Below are 16,378 nucleotides of genomic sequence, written 5' to 3'. Positions count from 1 at the left end.
CTATCTTTTTTCTCTTTATTTAAATTACACCTCTTGAAAAGTGGCCTCTAGTATAATCACCTTTGTCTTTATACATTTTAATAAAGTTTTTGATTTCATTCGTTACTCCTTTTTTTCCACTGAGAATTCTGTTAAGGGTTTTATCATAAGCCTTTACTATACTTATTATTTCATTTTTATCTTCATTTGTAAACTGCAATCTTATATTAGCTATATTACTTTTAAAAATTCCATCCATATAATCAATTAGTAATAATTTTTTAGAATTTAATATTTGTGTTCTACAATTGTTATCTTTTTTCAGTGGAAAAATTACTCCATATCTATCCTTCAAACCATATTTTTTGTTTTGGCAAAGTCCACAGCTTTTTTCATTGTCTCTATTTACTATAGCATTTACTGGACAATATTCTGTTATCATCATAGGAAGATGTCCATAAACAATGATTTGACAGTCAATACTGATTTTTTTAACTAAATCTTTTATCTGATTAAAATTAAGTTCTGGAGACAAAGTAATATTTTTCACCTTCAGGTCCTGCATCTGATTAGCAGCCATACTATTAAATATATTAAAGGAAAAATCAGCATGTATTTTTATATTATCATTTCTAAAAATATTTAATTGCCCATGATTTGCCAATAAAACATGATTGTTTTGAGTAATAATATTCTTTTTTTTCTTTAAAGCTTCTATATCTCCATCATTAGTTATCCTATCTAATGATGGTATCAGCAGTTTTTGAGCTTTCTTAGCTATATCAAAAGCTCTTTCTATATCTAATATATTGGAATAATATATTCTTTCTATTCTAGTACTAACTATAGCCTCTAGCTGCTCTAAATTATTAACATATGCATATAGAGAAGGTACGTTTTCCTTTTCCCGGGGAATAATTCTTTGAAAAAAATCAAGCTTTGAACTGATTTTATTTCTTTTATTTATATTTTTTCTTAAATTATTCAAATTTTCAATTGCCTCTCGTCTTAAATTGTTAATCTCACTTATTGGAGCCGATATATTTTCATCAATATCTATTTCAACTTTCTCAAAACCATAGGGAGTATTACCCAATTTACTTAGTTGTTTTAATATCCTTTCTTTACTTAAGGCTTTGTTAATAGCTTTTTCAATTTTCTGATTTCCTTTAGCTGATACATAATTACCTTTTTCATCCCAGATATATAATTCAAACACTTCACCCAGTTTGCCCTTTAAAGCACCACTAATAGGAATTCTTATATTCTCACTACTATAACTTTTAGCTGCACTTGTCAAAAGGCTAATATCAGAGGTTTTGAATATTTTATCTCCCCTATGAACTTTCCCTTTTAATTCTATCTCGATAATATCTCCCTTTGATGCTTTCTCTACTACTTTATTATTTCTAAATAATTTTATGATTTTTATTCCTTTAGTTTCAGTTTTTCCATTTCTAATTTCAATACCATCACCCTTATTGAGCTCATTTTTAAGCTTAACCTTAGCCCTGCCTTTTTTTGGGTCAAAACCAGTAATATGACCAATTTCAACACCTCTATTCCCAGGCATTTCAAAGGCCATCAAGCTATTATTTCTTTCTTCAAATATATGACCCTTTGTGAATTTTCTATTGAAAATCTGAAGCAGCTCATGTTTTGTTTTATCATCAATATTTATTCTACCATCTCTATAATACATATCAATAGCTTTTCTATAGGCTTTGACAACGGTAGCCACATATTCTGGTCTTTTCATTCTCCCTTCAATTTTAAGGGAATGTACTCCCAGCTTTAGAATTTCACCTAAATTTTCCAAAGTGTTCAAATCCCTTGGGCTAAGAATATAGTCTCCCTGTACACTTTCTATCTCTTCCTTTGTTTCTAAATCTACTAATTTATATGGAAGTCTGCAAGGCTGTGCACAACGTCCTCTATTTCCACTTCTTCCTCCTATAAGACTACTCATTAAACATTGTCCCGAGTAGCAGATACAAAGAGCACCATGAACAAATACCTCTATTTCCATATCACTATTTTCTCTTATATTCTTTATATCCTTTAGCTTCATCTCTCTAGCCACAACTGTTCGCTTTACACCTAAATTTTCTAATAATTTAATTCCTTCAAGATTGTGTATGGTCATCTGAGTACTGGCATGGACCTCAAAATCCGGAAACTTTTCTTTAAGGGCCTTCAAAATCCCTAAATCCTGTACAATAATAGCATCTATATCTATATTATATAAAAACTCTATGTACTCAATAAGCTCTTCAAATTCTTCATTTAAAACTAAGGTATTTACAGTTACATAAATCTTAACATCTCTAATATGACAATATTCTACTGCATCCTTTAAAGTATCTTCATCAAAATTACTGGCATATTGTCTGGCACCAAATTTTTTACCACCTAAATACACTGCATCTGCACCATTTTGAACTGCTGCTATTAAGGCATCGAAGCTTCCAACTGGAGCCAATAGCTCGGCTTTTTTCATATTACCACTCCTAAAACAATTTTATACCACATATTGGCACAACAAAAAGTAGTAATATTATTATATCACTACTTCCTAAATAAATTTCATAAAAAGAATGTAGAAGCATTCATTGTTTTATATAATTTTTATACATCAAAAAAGTCATAGAAACATCGATATTTTAAAATGTATAAATTAACTATTTTGCTTGAATATCTATAGAATACTAATATTAAGAATTATCAAAGGCTTCAATAAATTCTTGAAGTTCCTTTTTAGTTTGAACTAATTTAACTTCACTTTGAACAAGTTTATTTTTTAAATCTTCATTAATTTTTTCCTCTTTCTTAAGCTTGTTATTCTTTATATTCAATTCATAGCTAAGCCTATTTACTTCTTCCCTCAGTTCCATATAATTAGCTTCGGTATTTCTTAGGCTCTCTTTCATATCTTCATATTCTTTAAGTAAATTCTCATACTCTATTGTTTTCTTTTTTATCTCTATAGTGGCAGCTTCCAAAAGCTTTTTAGTTTCTTCTAATTCATGGGTAGGCCTTTCATTTTCAGCCTTTAATTTTTGATAATCATCGAATAATTTAAAATATTCATCTCCAATATTAATGGCAGTTAAAACAGCTACCATAGCTGTACTGAATTTTTTATTTTTTTCTGCGATTTCAAGCATTTTATCATCTACATAGTTAGAGACCCTTTGCATAAATTCCCTTGATTCATCACCAACTATTGTGTATTCTTGTCCTAATATTTTTACTATAACTTTATTTTTATTCATCATTTATTATACAACCCCTTTAGATTAAACAAATCCCTCAAGTAGTTAGTTCTATATATTATTATAATTTCCTTCTACAACTTAAAATAATTTATATATAGTATAGCAATATCAAACTTCAATATGTTTATACGATATAACAATATACCTTATAAATTATTTCTTTTATATGAGTCCCTTGCAAATTTCTATCCTAAATTTATATGAATAATCCGGGATTAATTATATTTTACCACATTCATAGCCTGAAAAGGCAAAAATATATTCTAATAAATTTCAAAAATAGCCGTTACCACCTAGGTGAGCTAATAGGTAACGACTATTGTCAACATATATATTATCTTAATTCAGCATTTAACTTAATTTTTAATTGATTCAATATTTTATCGAATACTTTATTAACTTCTGCATCAGTAAGGGTTCTATCCTTAGCTCTAAAAGTCAATGAATAAGCCATGCTTTTATCTCCCTTGGAAATCTGCTTACCTCTATATACATCAAATAAGGTACAGGATTCCAGTATTGATCCTCCATTTTCTAAAATAATCTCTTCTATTTCCTTATGATAGAATTCTTCTTTTACAATTACAGCCATATCCCTAGTTGTAGCAGGATACTTTGGTAAAGGTTTATATGTTCTATCTAATCTTGTTATTTGCAATAATATATTAAAGTCAATATCTGCAATATATACTCTATTATCAAAACCATAGTTCTCCAGCACATCCGGATGAATTTCTCCTAAAGTTCCTATAACATCGTTACCATGTATAATATTTGCACATCTTCCAGGGTGAAAAGAAGGATGAGCTTTTTCAGGTTCAAAGCTTAAATCTTTAATCCCTAATCTATCTAAAAGATCACAAACAACACCTTTTAAGCTGAAGAAATCTATATCATCACCATACATACCTAAAGTCAACCTCTTTTTTTCAAGAGGTAGTGAAGTTATAGGAATATCATGGGGAATAAATATTCTTCCTAATTCAAAGGCCAACGCAGCAGGTACATTTCTTTTAAAATTTCTTGCCAGAACATCCAGCAGATTTGGCATTAAAGATGTCCTCATTACGCTGTATTCTTCTCCTAAAGGATTAATAAGATTGATATTTCTTCTTAAAAAACTGTCTTCTGGTATATTTATTAGACTTAGGCTTTTAGGGCTAACAAATGAAAAGGTTGTTATTTCATTTAGTCCCAATGCATTTAAAGTCGATTTAGTATAGTCTTCAATCTCTTGCTCAATTGTCTTGCCACCCCATGTTGCTCCCTTTGGTAATGTAGATTCAATAATATTATATCCGTATATTCTTGCAACCTCTTCCACTATATCTATCTCTTTAACTAAATCCTGTCTAAAGGTTGGAATAGAAACCTCTAATCTGTCTTCTTGTTTTTCCACAGAAAGTTCCAGTCTTGTCAATGTTTTAATTATTTCCTCGGGGCTAAGCTTTGTTCCCAAAAGACTATTTATTCTATTTGGTCTAACATCTATAGACCAGTTTTCTAACTTTTCATCATAAATATCTATTTTTCCTTTTATAACTTTACCGGCACCAAGTTCTTCAATAAGTTGACATGCTCTATCTATGGCTACTTCCACAATATTTGGATCTATACCTTTTTCAAATCTGGAAGATGCTTCGGTTCTATGACCTAATTTTCTTGAGGAAGTCCTAATGTTTCTTTTATTGAAGTTTGCAGCTTCCAAAAGTATAGTATCAGTACTATCTGTTACTTCAGAAGCTTCATCCCCCATTATTCCTGCTATCCCTACTGATTTTTCTGCATCGGCAATAACAAGTACTTCTTCATCTAGCTTTCTCTCTACACCATCTAAAGTCTTAATCTTTTCATCTTCTTGAGCTCTTCTAACAATTATCTTCTTCTCTTTTATTTTATCTAAATCATAGGCATGTAGAGGCTGACCATATTCAAGCATTACATAGTTGGTAATATCAACAATATTATTAATTGGCCTAACACCAGCCTTCATAAGTCTCATTTGAAGCCAAGTTGGCGACTGTTCTATTTTTATATCTTTAACAACTCTTCCAATGTATCTTTTACATAAATTAGAATCCTTAACTTCTATTGACACATAATCCTTTACATCCTCTATCTCATTCTTTAAATTTATTCTAGGATAATTCATTGGAATATCAAAGGTTGCAGATGTTTCCCTAGCCATACCTATCATACTCAAGCAATCTGGTCTATTAGGTGTTATTTCAAACTCGATTACATTATCATTGAGCTCTAATGCCTCTTTTGCATTTTCTCCCAATGTATATTTACCCTTTAAAATCAAAATACCATCCTTTGATGACTTTGGAATTACACTATCATCGAAATTTAACTCTTCAGCAGAGCAAAGCATTCCATTGGAGGTTTCACCACGAAGCTTTCCTCTTTTGATCTTCATTCCTCCTGGAAGCCATGCTCCAACTAAAGCCACCGGTACAAAATCACCTTCATTTATATTATCTGCCCCAGTTACTATTTGTAAAACTTCATCTCCCACATCAACCTTTGTAATTACTAACTTATCTGCATTAGGATGTTTATTGATTTCCATAATCTTACCAATAACTACCTTTTTAACACCTTCAGCTACTTCTGTAACTGTTTCAGTATTTGATCCAGATAATACTAATCTTTCTTCTAATTCCTCTAAAGAAATGTTATCTATTTCAACATAATCCTTTAACCAACTCACTGGTACTAACATAAAGTCATCCTCCTAACATTGTTTATCTGCCAGCTTTTAAAACTGTTCAATAAATCTCATATCATTTTCAAATAGAAGACGTATATCTTCAATTTCATATTTTAGCATAGTTATTCTATCAAGGCCCATTCCAAATGCAAAGCCACTATAAACCTCTGGGTCAATGTTACATTCCTCTAAGACGTTTGGATGAACCATTCCACAGCCTAATATTTCTATCCATCCACTACCTTTACAGATTTTACATCCCTTTCCTCCACATTTAAAGCAGGATACATCGACTTCTCCACTAGGTTCTGTAAATGGGAAATAATGTGGTCTAAACTTTGTTTTGGTATTTATACCAAAAAGTCTTTTTGCAAAGGTATCTAAAGTACCCTTTAAATCTCCCAATGTAATATCTTTATCTATAAGCAATCCTTCTATTTGATGAAACATTGGAGAGTGGGTTGCGTCAATTTCATCGGTACGATAACATCTACCCGGGGAAATAATCCTAATGGGGGGCTTGGATTTTTGCATAACTCTAACTTGAACCGGTGAAGTTTGAGTTCTAAGTAATATATCCTTATTTATATAGAAGGTATCAGAAAGATCCCTCGATGGATGATCCTTTGGTGCATTTAGTGCATCAAAATTATAGTAAACAGTTTCAACCTCAGGGCCCTCGGCAATTTTATATCCCATCCCCATGAATATATCCTTAATTTCATCTAAAACCAATGTAAGGGGATGCTTATGACCTATTCTATTAACCTTACCAGGTAATGTAACATCAATAACTTCATTTTTCAACCTGGCATTCTTTTCTTTTTCTTTTATAACTGCCTTACTTTCCTCTAAAGTTTTCTCAATTGAGTCCCTAACTTCATTTGCCAATTTACCTATTACGGGTCTCATTTCCTTAGACAATTTACCCATGCCCCTTAGCAAAACAGTTAATTCCCCTTTTTTCCCTAAATACTTAACTCTAAATTGCTCTAATTCATTTAATGATTCAGCTGAAGCAATATCTTTTTTAACTTTTTCTAAAATTTCTAAAATCTGTTCTTTCATTGTATATCTCCTTTCTGTATATATGTCTAAAAATTATATTCTTCAAAAAATATTAAAACCTCCATCCACAAGGGACGAAGGTTCTCATCGCGGTACCACCCTTTTTGTTAAGAAACAGATATGGACAACACTATTATAATAAAACTTATATGCATATATAATATTAAGATATAAGATTAATATTTATTCTTAACATCTCTTGCGACATTATAACGGTGTTATCCGATAAAGCTTACTAATAACTTTCAGCTCCATAGCTCCAGAGTGAACTTCTGATAAATCTTAAACTAGAAATGCTTTCAGCCTATAACATTTCCTCTCTGTAAGTTGTATTTATCTTACTTTTCTCTTTCATTGCCATTGAATATATTAAATTAAAATTACTAAAAACAATAATTAAACTTAACAACCTACTATCTTTTTATATATGAGATACGCATCTAAATTACCAGTTAACATAAAAACATTCCAAAAGAATTTAGCCATATATAACATTAATAGATGCACCCCTTTTTACTAGTCTACTTAGATAAAATTATAGCACAGCAAAAAAAGGTTTACAAGTAGTTATTTCATTTAATTATTAAATTTTCTGAAAATGAGTCTGTCTTACTATTTCATATATAATTATACCCGCTGCAATGGAAGCATTTAAAGATTCTGCATTTCCTATTATGGGTATTTTAACTTTTATGTCGGATCGTTTAATTAACTCATTAGAAATTCCATTTCCTTCATTACCAATAATAATTGCATTCTTTCTTCCATATTTTACTTCAAAGTGATATCTTTCGGCCTCCAATGTGGTAGAAATAATATCTACCCCATTTCCCTTTAAGATTTCAATTACATCACCTATGGTTTCTATATGTATTATTGGCATACTAAAAATTGATCCCATAGTAGATCTAATGGTTTTGCTATTATATATATCCACAGTCCCCTTTAATGATATTATGCAACTTACCCCTGCCGCATCGGCGGTTCTAATAATTGTACCAACATTTCCGGGGTCTTGCAATTTATCAAGAATTATTAGAAATAATTTGTCCTTACTGATTATATCTTCTAAATCATAATACCGCCTTTTTACAACACCTAATATTCCTTGGGGACTATCGGTAGTAGATATTTCCTTAAAAATCTTATCATTTATTTTACATAATTCTATTTTTCTTTGAGAAATTTTTTCTAATAACTTACAGCCCCTATTGCTACTTGTTATCACATCATTATAACATATATTCCTAAACTCTGCATTATTCTCTAAACCATGTTCAACACTTCTAAGCCCTTCTATTAAAAACTCTTTATGCTTATCTCTATATTTTCTTTTATGTAATGATTTAATATGCTTTATATTTTGATTCGATGGGGATATTATTTCCTTAATCACCTATAAGCACCCCTATTTTTTCTCAATTTCACGTATATCATCATTATGTCCAATAACAACTAAAACATCGCCTTCTTCAATTAAATCTTCAGCATCCGGTGATATATCAATATTGGGTCCATGTTTTATAGCCATAACGTTAACACCATATACTGACCTCATATTTAATTCTACTAAACTTTTACCTATCCATTCATCTAGAGTCGCAATCTCTACAATACTGTAATCAGGAGCAAGTTCAATATAATCCATTATGTTTGAAGATACTAGATTATGTGCAACCCTAACTCCCATTTCCCTTTCAGGAAATACAACCCTATCAGCACCAATTTTATATAGTACCTTAGCATGCAATTCATTTTGGGCCTTAGTTATAACATATTCTACACCAAGTTCCTTAACCATCAAGGTAACTAATATAGAAGATTGAATATTTGATCCAATAGTTACTACTGCAACATCAAAATTTCTTATTCCTAAGGATTTTATAGATTTTTCATCTGTAGCATCAGCCTGAACAGCATGGGTTACACTATCTGCAATACTTTGTATGGTTTCTTCATTTTTATCTATTACCAAAACTTCATATCCCATATTATATAGAGTTTTAGCAACGCTTGTTCCAAATCTTCCACAGCCAATAACAACAAATTGTTTCTTCATATAGTCACCTCTCTATCCTACCATTACTTTTCCTTCAGGATATCTTACTAAACCTTTATTTTTTTCTTGTTTTCTCCCTAATGCAAATACAATGGTAAGTGCACCTAACCTTCCAGCAAACATAGTAAGGGATATAACTATTTTCCCTATTATGCTGAGATTAGGAGTAAGTCCCAATGTAAGTCCAACGGTTCCAAAGGCAGAAGCTGTTTCAAATAATATATGGAGAAAATCTTGATTCGCTTCTGTGATAGAAAGTATCATTGTTACAATTAAAATCCACAGCATTCCAATAGCTAATATAGCAAAGGCCCTATCTATTACATCCTTAGCAATTCTTCTATTAAAAATCTCAGTATCATTCTTTCCTCTTATGGTTGATATAATCTTTAGAACCAAAACCCCTGCGGTAGTAGTTTTTATTCCTCCAGCTGTAGAGCTTGGAGACCCTCCTATAAACATAAAAATTATTATGAAAAACTTTGATGCCATCCTCAACTTATCCATGGGGAGGGTATTGAAGCCAGCAGTTCTAGGTGTTATCGAATGAAACATGCTCCCTAGAAATTTACCCTTTATACTCAAATTTCCAAGTGTATCTGGATTAGTAAATTCTAAAGCAAAAATCAATACAAATCCTGTAAGTATTAATATAGCAGTTATAGATAAAACCAATTTTGTATGTAATGTTAACTTACTAAATTTCTTGAATTTTATTACATCCATAACTACAGTAAAGCCTAAACCGCCAACAATAATCAAGAGCCATATCACAATATTTACTAAGGCACTATCCACAAATGGAGTTAAACTTCTGCCATTACCAATCAAATCAAAACCGGCGTTACAAAATGCAGATATTGAATGAAAAATACCATATAGTATTCCTTTACTAGTACCATATATAGGAATAAATTTTAATGATAAAAAAAAGGCTCCTATACCTTCAATTATAAAGGTCGTAATCAAAATATGCTGTGTTAATCTTACCAAACCTGATATGGTTAACTGATTTAAAGCCTCCTGCATAATTAATCTTTCACGCAAAGATATTCGTTTCCCAATAATAAAAGCCACCAAAGTAGCCATAGTCATAAATCCTAACCCACCAATTTGTATCAATAAAAGAATTATTGTCTTTCCAAATACAGTCCAATACGTACCTGTATCTACTACAACTAAGCCTGTTACACAAACTGCTGAGGTTGCGGTAAATATGGAATTCACAAACCCTACGCTTTCACCACTTTGGGAAGCAATAGGAAGATTTAACAATAGAGCTCCAATTAATATTACACTGGCAAAACCTAAAACTAGTATTTGAGCAGGATTCAATCTATAACTACGTAAAGTATTATTCCTTTCGATTGTAATCACCCCAATCGAATTATTTGATTTTCATTTGTTTATTATACCACTTTAATCCTTTTTTTAAAAGTAAAAACTTCAATTCATTATTTTACTAACAATTTTACTCAAAGGTGTTTAAATTGGCAAAAAAATAGGCTCTGTATGAGCCTATTTTTATTTATGCATTTAATTTTGACTTTGCAACTTCTACAAGCTGCTTAAATCCTTCTGGATCGTGAATTGCCATTTCAGAAAGCATTTTTCTATTTATGCTTACATTAGCAAGCTTTAATCCATTGATCAGTCTGCTATATGAAATATCATTCATCCTTGCAGCAGCATTAATTCTTGATATCCATAATTTTCTAAAATCTCTTTTTCTTAATTTACGTCCTATATATGCATACCTCAAAGACCTCATTACAGCTTCGTTAGCAGGTCTAAAAAGTTTACTTTTCGCTCCATAATAACCTTTAGCAAGCTTTAATATTTTCTTATGCTTTTTCTTGGCGTTTACAGCCTTTTTAACTCTTGCCATTTTCCTTACCTCCTTTACTTTTCATCCTAGAATTTATAAATATGGAATAACTTTTTTAATTCTCTTTTCATCGCCTTTGGATACTATTCCAGATTGACGTAGATTTCTTTTCCTTTTAGCTGATTTTTTAGTTAATATATGACTTTTATAAGCTTTTGCTCTTTTAATTTTCCCTGAGCCAGTCTTTTTAAATCTTTTAGCAGCTCCTCTATGGGTTTTCATTTTAGGCATTTTTATTCCTCCCTTCAATTTTTCATAGGGTTAGAAAAACAAGAAACATTGAAGTTACTTCTTTCAAATAAGCCCTATTTATAATGAAACAATGTCAAAATTCAATTTATACATCTTAAAAATATCCATGCTTACGAGATTTTTTGAGATATATGAATTCATTTTTCAATTTGTTTATGTCTATAGGGACTTAAGTAAAGACTTCAATTTATCCATGTCAAAAGCTCTTAAAAATCTGCGAGCATTTGTACCCGTATAAATTAAATTTTACTATGTAAACCCTATATAATCAAAATTAAAACTTAGTATTTGAAGTTGGTTATATTTAATTTTTAGGAGATAGGAACATTACCATGCTTCTACCTTCCATTTTTGCACTTTTATCTATAGTAGCAACTTCAGAAACTATGGAGAAAAATTTATTCAATACATCCTTCCCCAAATGAGTATGTCCTAGCTCTCTACCCTTGAATCTTAAAGACACCTTAACCTTATCTCCTTTTTCAAGGAATTTCATGGCATTATTAGCCTTTGTGTTCAAATCATGATCTTCTATATTAAGACTTAATCTAACTTCCTTGACACTTATTGTTTTTTGTTTCTTCTTTGCTTCCTTTTCTCTCTTAGCTTGCTCGTATTTATACTTTCCGAAATCCATTACTTTACATACTGGCGGTTTAGCATTTGGAGCTATTTTTACCAGATCAAGCTTTCTTTCTTCTGCTATCTCAAGTGCTCTCCGTGATGATACTACCCCTAGCTGTTCTCCATTAGAGTCAATAAGTCTTACTTCACGATCCCTTATAGATTCATTAACCTCAAGTTTCTTTTTAATAATTGTCCACCTCCTGATAAATTTAAAAAACATATCTGAAAATTATATAAAAAACAAAAAGACGAATGTCTAAGCATTCGTCTTATAGCCACAATTAATAATATATAGGCGTTAAATAAATAGTATATATTAGGCTATATTTACCTTACTGACCAAGTCGCAAGGTGAGAAACGATATGCTTCTACTTTATTTTCATTAATACATTTAACATAAATTAGTTTATCATTACTTTTATATTATGTCAATAGTTTTTTATTCTATTCACATCAAGAAATCATTTTCCTAAAAAATATTAAATTCTCTATTTCTTTTTATCAAATGCTCTTTGCCATGCATGCAAGCCTAAGGCTATACCTATAACTCCATAGGAAACAAAATTCCTAAAGAATTCTCCTATTTGTGCATCCCCGAAAAGGTTTTGTGCTGCCTTAGGAGATACTATAAATAATGTATGGAAAAGTATTACCCCAAGTAGCGCTTGCCCAATTGTAGCCTTTGTAACAGAAGCTCCTCCAACAAGTAAAGCAGCTATAGAAAATAGAGCAATTTGGACATGGCTACCATAGGTATTCATTATGCCTATGTTCTGAAGAAATATCAATTGTCCCCATGCAGCTAAAACCGTTGATATTGTAATAGCTATCACCCTAACTCTATTAACATTAATGCCTGAAACCTTTGCAATATTTTGATCGTGTCCAACGGTTCTGAAATCCTGTCCTAGCTTTGTTTTAACTATTAAAACATTAAAGGCACATAAAAACAAAACTACAAACATTGTAACAATAGGAACCTTTAAAACCCTTAGAGCTTTTAATCCTTTTGGAATTCCTATATCCAAAATAAATCCAGTACTTATAAAAATCACAATTATGGACAATGCAAAATAGATTATATATTTATATCTATTTTCACGTTCAGCTACAGTAATATCTTTTTTAAATAATTTATAAGCAAAATATAGTAATGATAAAATACTTATAAAAAGCAGAACATTGAAAAGAGGAAATTTTACCAAGTCATCTAACGCATATTTTATACCATTATTCTTTGCTAAGTCCACAGTATTTCTTATTCCAACACCACTGGGTAATATCAGAACTTCGTTTACCATTGGGATAAATGTTCCTATACCAAACAAAAAAATAAACTGATATATACCATTTGCAAAATATCCAGTTATTAAGCTGGTTATCATCTCTTGTCCCTTTGTTCTATTTAATAATCTTCCCGTTAAAACACCAAATATTACAGCAAGGGGTACAGATAAAATAGCACAAAGTATAAACCCATATATTCCAGGTACACCCCAGTGGGTTACTGCAATGATAGCAGCCTGCCCAGCCATGGCACCTACTGTTATGGCAAAGTTAAGTCCCATTCCTGCTATTACAGGAATAATAAGGGCAAGGACTAAAAAGGAATTTCTAAATATTCTAGTTAATAGCTCATTTACTATGAAAAATATTGGAAGTTCAGATAATATAACCCCTGCAAGGCATAGTATGAGAAATAACAAAGTAACTATATTATTAAACATCATTTTTTTTATTTGTTTTAATAAGCTTTGGTTTTCAGATTCTTTCCTTATTTCATCTGTATTGTTGATTTCTGCCATATTATTCTCCCCCCCCAACTTTAGTTAATGCATACAATATAATGCCATTTTGAACTATCATTCTTAGTACCTCCGATAGATTTCCTACCTTTATTATTTGATTTGCAACGGGGAGGGCAATTGTAAGAAGTCCCTGGAACAGAAAGACTCCTATTATAACATGGGATATTTTTGCTTTTTTAGCTGTGGCACCACCTATTAAAACTGCTGCAACAGCTGGAAAGGCCATCATTAGTGGAGCCATATATAATTGAAAAAAGCCATAGCTTTGGGCATATGCTATTATACCTACTGCTCCAAGCACTGTAGAAAGGGTGGTTCCTAGTATTCTACATTTATCAACATCTATACCTGAAGCAATTGCAAACTTGGGATTATCTCCTGCTGCCTTCATAGCTATACCTATCTTACTTCTTGTAAATAGCCATACAACTAAACACAATACAAAGAAAAATAGTACTAGACCTGTGGGCATATAAAAATTACCAATATGAAATCCCCCAAAATTATTTAGTATATATCCAAAGGTTGATTCTAAAGAAATAGTAACCCTTAAGCCCCTTCCAATAGGCCATACCATTTCGTTATGCTTAAAGGGCAGTACAACCCACATGATGCACATAAAGGCAACAGCAGAAAATCCAGTATAGGATGCCACGACAAGTTCAGAACCTTTAATCCTATTCAGAAGCATTCCATATCCAACCCCAACTAATACAGCAAAGGGTAAAGATATAAGAATTGCACCCCAAAAACCTTGCGCACCTAATAGCCCAAGCTCTATACTAACTATTCCACCTAATATACCGCACAATATGCCCAGAGGAAGGGCAAAATTAGGTCCTATTCCCGATTGAATTGCAGGTACCATAGCTAAAACTAGAATACCAAACATTCCGAATCTCCTTATTATATCCCCAAGTAAAGCATCAAAGGGCATACCGATACCTACAGCTAATATCAATAGAAATATAAAAAACAAAGAAATTATTATCCTTGGAAGCCCTATTTTTCTTGTAATATCTCTGATTGAATCAGTCATTATATAGCCTCCTTACTATGTAGTTTGCGATATTCTCCAGCCATCATCAAACCGAAGTCTCTATCACTATCATCAGGCCTAAGTATTCCTTCTACCTTTCCCTTTGATATAATTGCTATTCTATTACAAATAGATCTAAGTTCTCCTAATTCACTGGATGCCATAACGATGGTCATCCCCAATTCCTTATTCAATTTTACCAATAAATCTAAAACCAATTTTTTTGCACCTATGTCTATACCTCTAGTAGGTTCTGAAACCAAAAGAATTTTAGGCTCTAGGGTAAGAGCCCTAGCAATACAAACCTTTTGTTGATTTCCTCCACTCAATCTTCTTGTATATTGTTCTGGGCCTGTACATCTTATATCTAAATCATTAATCATTTTAAGGGCATTTTTCCGTACTGCTCCCCTATCAATTTGATTAAAAATAGCAAACTTCTTTAGGAATTTTTCCTTTATTTGCAAAGTGGTAACAACAATATTCTGCTCAATTGACTCATCGAGAAGAAGGCCTACTCCCCTTCTATCCTCAGATACAAAGGCCAGTCCCTTCTTTAAAGAATCCTTTGTATCATTTAAATTAAGCTTTTCTCCATTTAGGATAATTTCTCCTTCAGTTTCATAAAGCCCCATTATTCCATTGGCAATTCCTATTTTCCCTTGTCCTGCCAACCCACCTATTCCAAATATTTCTCCCTTCATAATATCAAGACTCATTCCCTTTACTTCTTCACCTGGCATATCTACCTTTAAATTTTTCAACGACAAAACAACTTCTCTATTATTATCCTTTTCCTCATTATCTTCTGATTTAGTCAGCTCAATCTTTCTTCCAACCATAAGCTCTGCAAGTTCTCCCACATTCGTGTCCTTCGTCTTTCTTGTAGTAACCAGTTCTCCATCCCTTAATATAGTTACATTGTCAGCAGCCTTAATAACTTCATCCAATCTATGGGTAATAAATAAAATCGCAATTCCCCTTTGAGCTATTTTTTTCATGGATGCTATTAAATTGTCGGCTTCACTTTCAGTCAATACGGCCGTAGGTTCATCAAAAACTAAAAGCTTTATACCCTTTTTATCAATTTCCCTTGCAATTTCAATAAATTGCATATGACCAACGGGTAATCCAGCAACCTTAACCCATTCTTCAATATCAAGACCTAATGTATCCAAAGATTCTCTAGAATCTGTGTTCATTTGTTTAAAATCCAAAAATTTTAATGTATCCTTTTTAAAAATTCTATTCAAAAAATTTTTCTTAGTTATTTCTCTATTAAGTTTAATATTTTCTGTTAAAGTAAATCCTGGTATTAACATGAATTCCTGGTGAACCATACCTATTCCAAATTCCATTGCTTCCTTAGGAGATTTTACATTCATATTGGCTCCATCAATTCTAACTTCTCCTTCAAATCCTCCTGTTGAATGAATTACAGGCATTCCAAATAAAACATTCATAAGGGTAGATTTCCCAGCTCCATTTTCCCCTAGAAGGGCATGAATTTCTCCTTTTTTAACCGATAAATCTACACCCTTTAAAACTTTATTTCCAAAATAACTTTTTTCAATATTCTTCATTTGTAATACATATTGTTCCTCCATTTTATGTTCACCACCTATAGGTCTATTCATAATTAATGTAAGGCTACCTTCAGGTA

At 31.6% G+C, this 16,378-nt stretch carries 14 protein-coding genes and 1 other annotated feature; all 14 genes read right to left on the bottom strand.

The window, feature by feature from the left end; all coding sequences use genetic code 11:
* Positions 1-19 precede the first annotated feature (19 nt).
* Entirely contained in the window at positions 20-2,479 is a 2,460-nt protein-coding gene (locus tag B5X81_RS04035) for a DUF3656 domain-containing U32 family peptidase (protein WP_079489532.1), read from the bottom strand.
* Between the two features lie 214 nt (positions 2,480-2,693).
* Positions 2,694-3,257: a cell division protein ZapA gene (gene zapA, locus B5X81_RS04030; RefSeq protein ID WP_079489530.1), complete on the bottom strand. Its 564-nt coding sequence runs from the start codon at positions 3,255-3,257 to the stop codon at positions 2,694-2,696.
* A 334-nt stretch (positions 3,258-3,591) separates the two neighbouring features.
* A complete protein-coding gene (pheT, locus tag B5X81_RS04025; RefSeq protein ID WP_079489529.1) occupies positions 3,592-5,985 on the bottom strand; it encodes a phenylalanine--tRNA ligase subunit beta in 2,394 nt (797 codons plus the stop codon).
* A gap of 36 nt (positions 5,986-6,021) precedes the next feature.
* Entirely contained in the window at positions 6,022-7,041 is a 1,020-nt protein-coding gene (gene pheS, locus B5X81_RS04020; RefSeq protein WP_079489527.1) for a phenylalanine--tRNA ligase subunit alpha, read from the bottom strand.
* 67 nt (positions 7,042-7,108) lie between these two features.
* Positions 7,109-7,405: a binding site (T-box leader), on the bottom strand.
* Between the two features lie 38 nt (positions 7,406-7,443).
* Positions 7,444-7,527: a YqzL family protein gene (locus B5X81_RS28715; RefSeq protein ID WP_139380243.1), complete on the bottom strand. Its 84-nt coding sequence runs from the start codon at positions 7,525-7,527 to the stop codon at positions 7,444-7,446.
* Positions 7,528-7,624: 97 nt separating this feature from the next.
* Complete coding sequence (rlmB, locus tag B5X81_RS04010) at positions 7,625-8,437, bottom strand: 23S rRNA (guanosine(2251)-2'-O)-methyltransferase RlmB (protein ID WP_079489524.1); 813 nt, start codon at positions 8,435-8,437, stop codon at positions 7,625-7,627.
* Between the two features lie 12 nt (positions 8,438-8,449).
* A complete protein-coding gene (locus B5X81_RS04005; protein WP_079489523.1) occupies positions 8,450-9,100 on the bottom strand; it encodes a potassium channel family protein in 651 nt (216 codons plus the stop codon).
* A 12-nt stretch (positions 9,101-9,112) separates the two neighbouring features.
* Positions 9,113-10,477: a TrkH family potassium uptake protein gene (locus tag B5X81_RS04000; protein ID WP_079489521.1), complete on the bottom strand. Its 1,365-nt coding sequence runs from the start codon at positions 10,475-10,477 to the stop codon at positions 9,113-9,115.
* Positions 10,478-10,628: 151 nt separating this feature from the next.
* Complete coding sequence (gene rplT, locus B5X81_RS03995) at positions 10,629-10,988, bottom strand: 50S ribosomal protein L20 (protein ID WP_079489520.1); 360 nt, start codon at positions 10,986-10,988, stop codon at positions 10,629-10,631.
* A gap of 33 nt (positions 10,989-11,021) precedes the next feature.
* A complete protein-coding gene (gene rpmI, locus B5X81_RS03990) occupies positions 11,022-11,219 on the bottom strand; it encodes a 50S ribosomal protein L35 (protein WP_079489518.1) in 198 nt (65 codons plus the stop codon).
* A gap of 325 nt (positions 11,220-11,544) precedes the next feature.
* Entirely contained in the window at positions 11,545-12,087 is a 543-nt protein-coding gene (gene infC, locus B5X81_RS03985; RefSeq protein WP_079489517.1) for a translation initiation factor IF-3, read from the bottom strand.
* A gap of 269 nt (positions 12,088-12,356) precedes the next feature.
* Positions 12,357-13,673, bottom strand: a complete 1,317-nt coding sequence (locus B5X81_RS03980; RefSeq protein ID WP_208984973.1) for an ABC transporter permease subunit — start codon at positions 13,671-13,673, stop codon at positions 12,357-12,359.
* A 1-nt stretch (position 13,674) separates the two neighbouring features.
* The gene (locus B5X81_RS03975; protein WP_079489515.1) at positions 13,675-14,715 is read right to left on the bottom strand and encodes an ABC transporter permease subunit; all 1,041 of its coding nucleotides are present in this window, start codon (positions 14,713-14,715) and stop codon (positions 13,675-13,677) included.
* A complete protein-coding gene (locus B5X81_RS03970) occupies positions 14,715-16,352 on the bottom strand; it encodes a sugar ABC transporter ATP-binding protein (protein ID WP_330397330.1) in 1,638 nt (545 codons plus the stop codon). Before B5X81_RS03970 ends, B5X81_RS03975 begins: the two co-directional genes overlap by 1 nt.
* Between the last annotated feature and the right edge of the window lie 26 nt (positions 16,353-16,378).

The sequence above is a fragment of the Maledivibacter halophilus genome (assembly GCF_900167445.1).
In the GTDB taxonomy this organism is placed as follows: domain Bacteria; phylum Bacillota; class Clostridia; order Peptostreptococcales; family Caminicellaceae; genus Maledivibacter; species Maledivibacter halophilus.
This window is presented reverse-complemented; position numbering and strand designations above follow the sequence as displayed.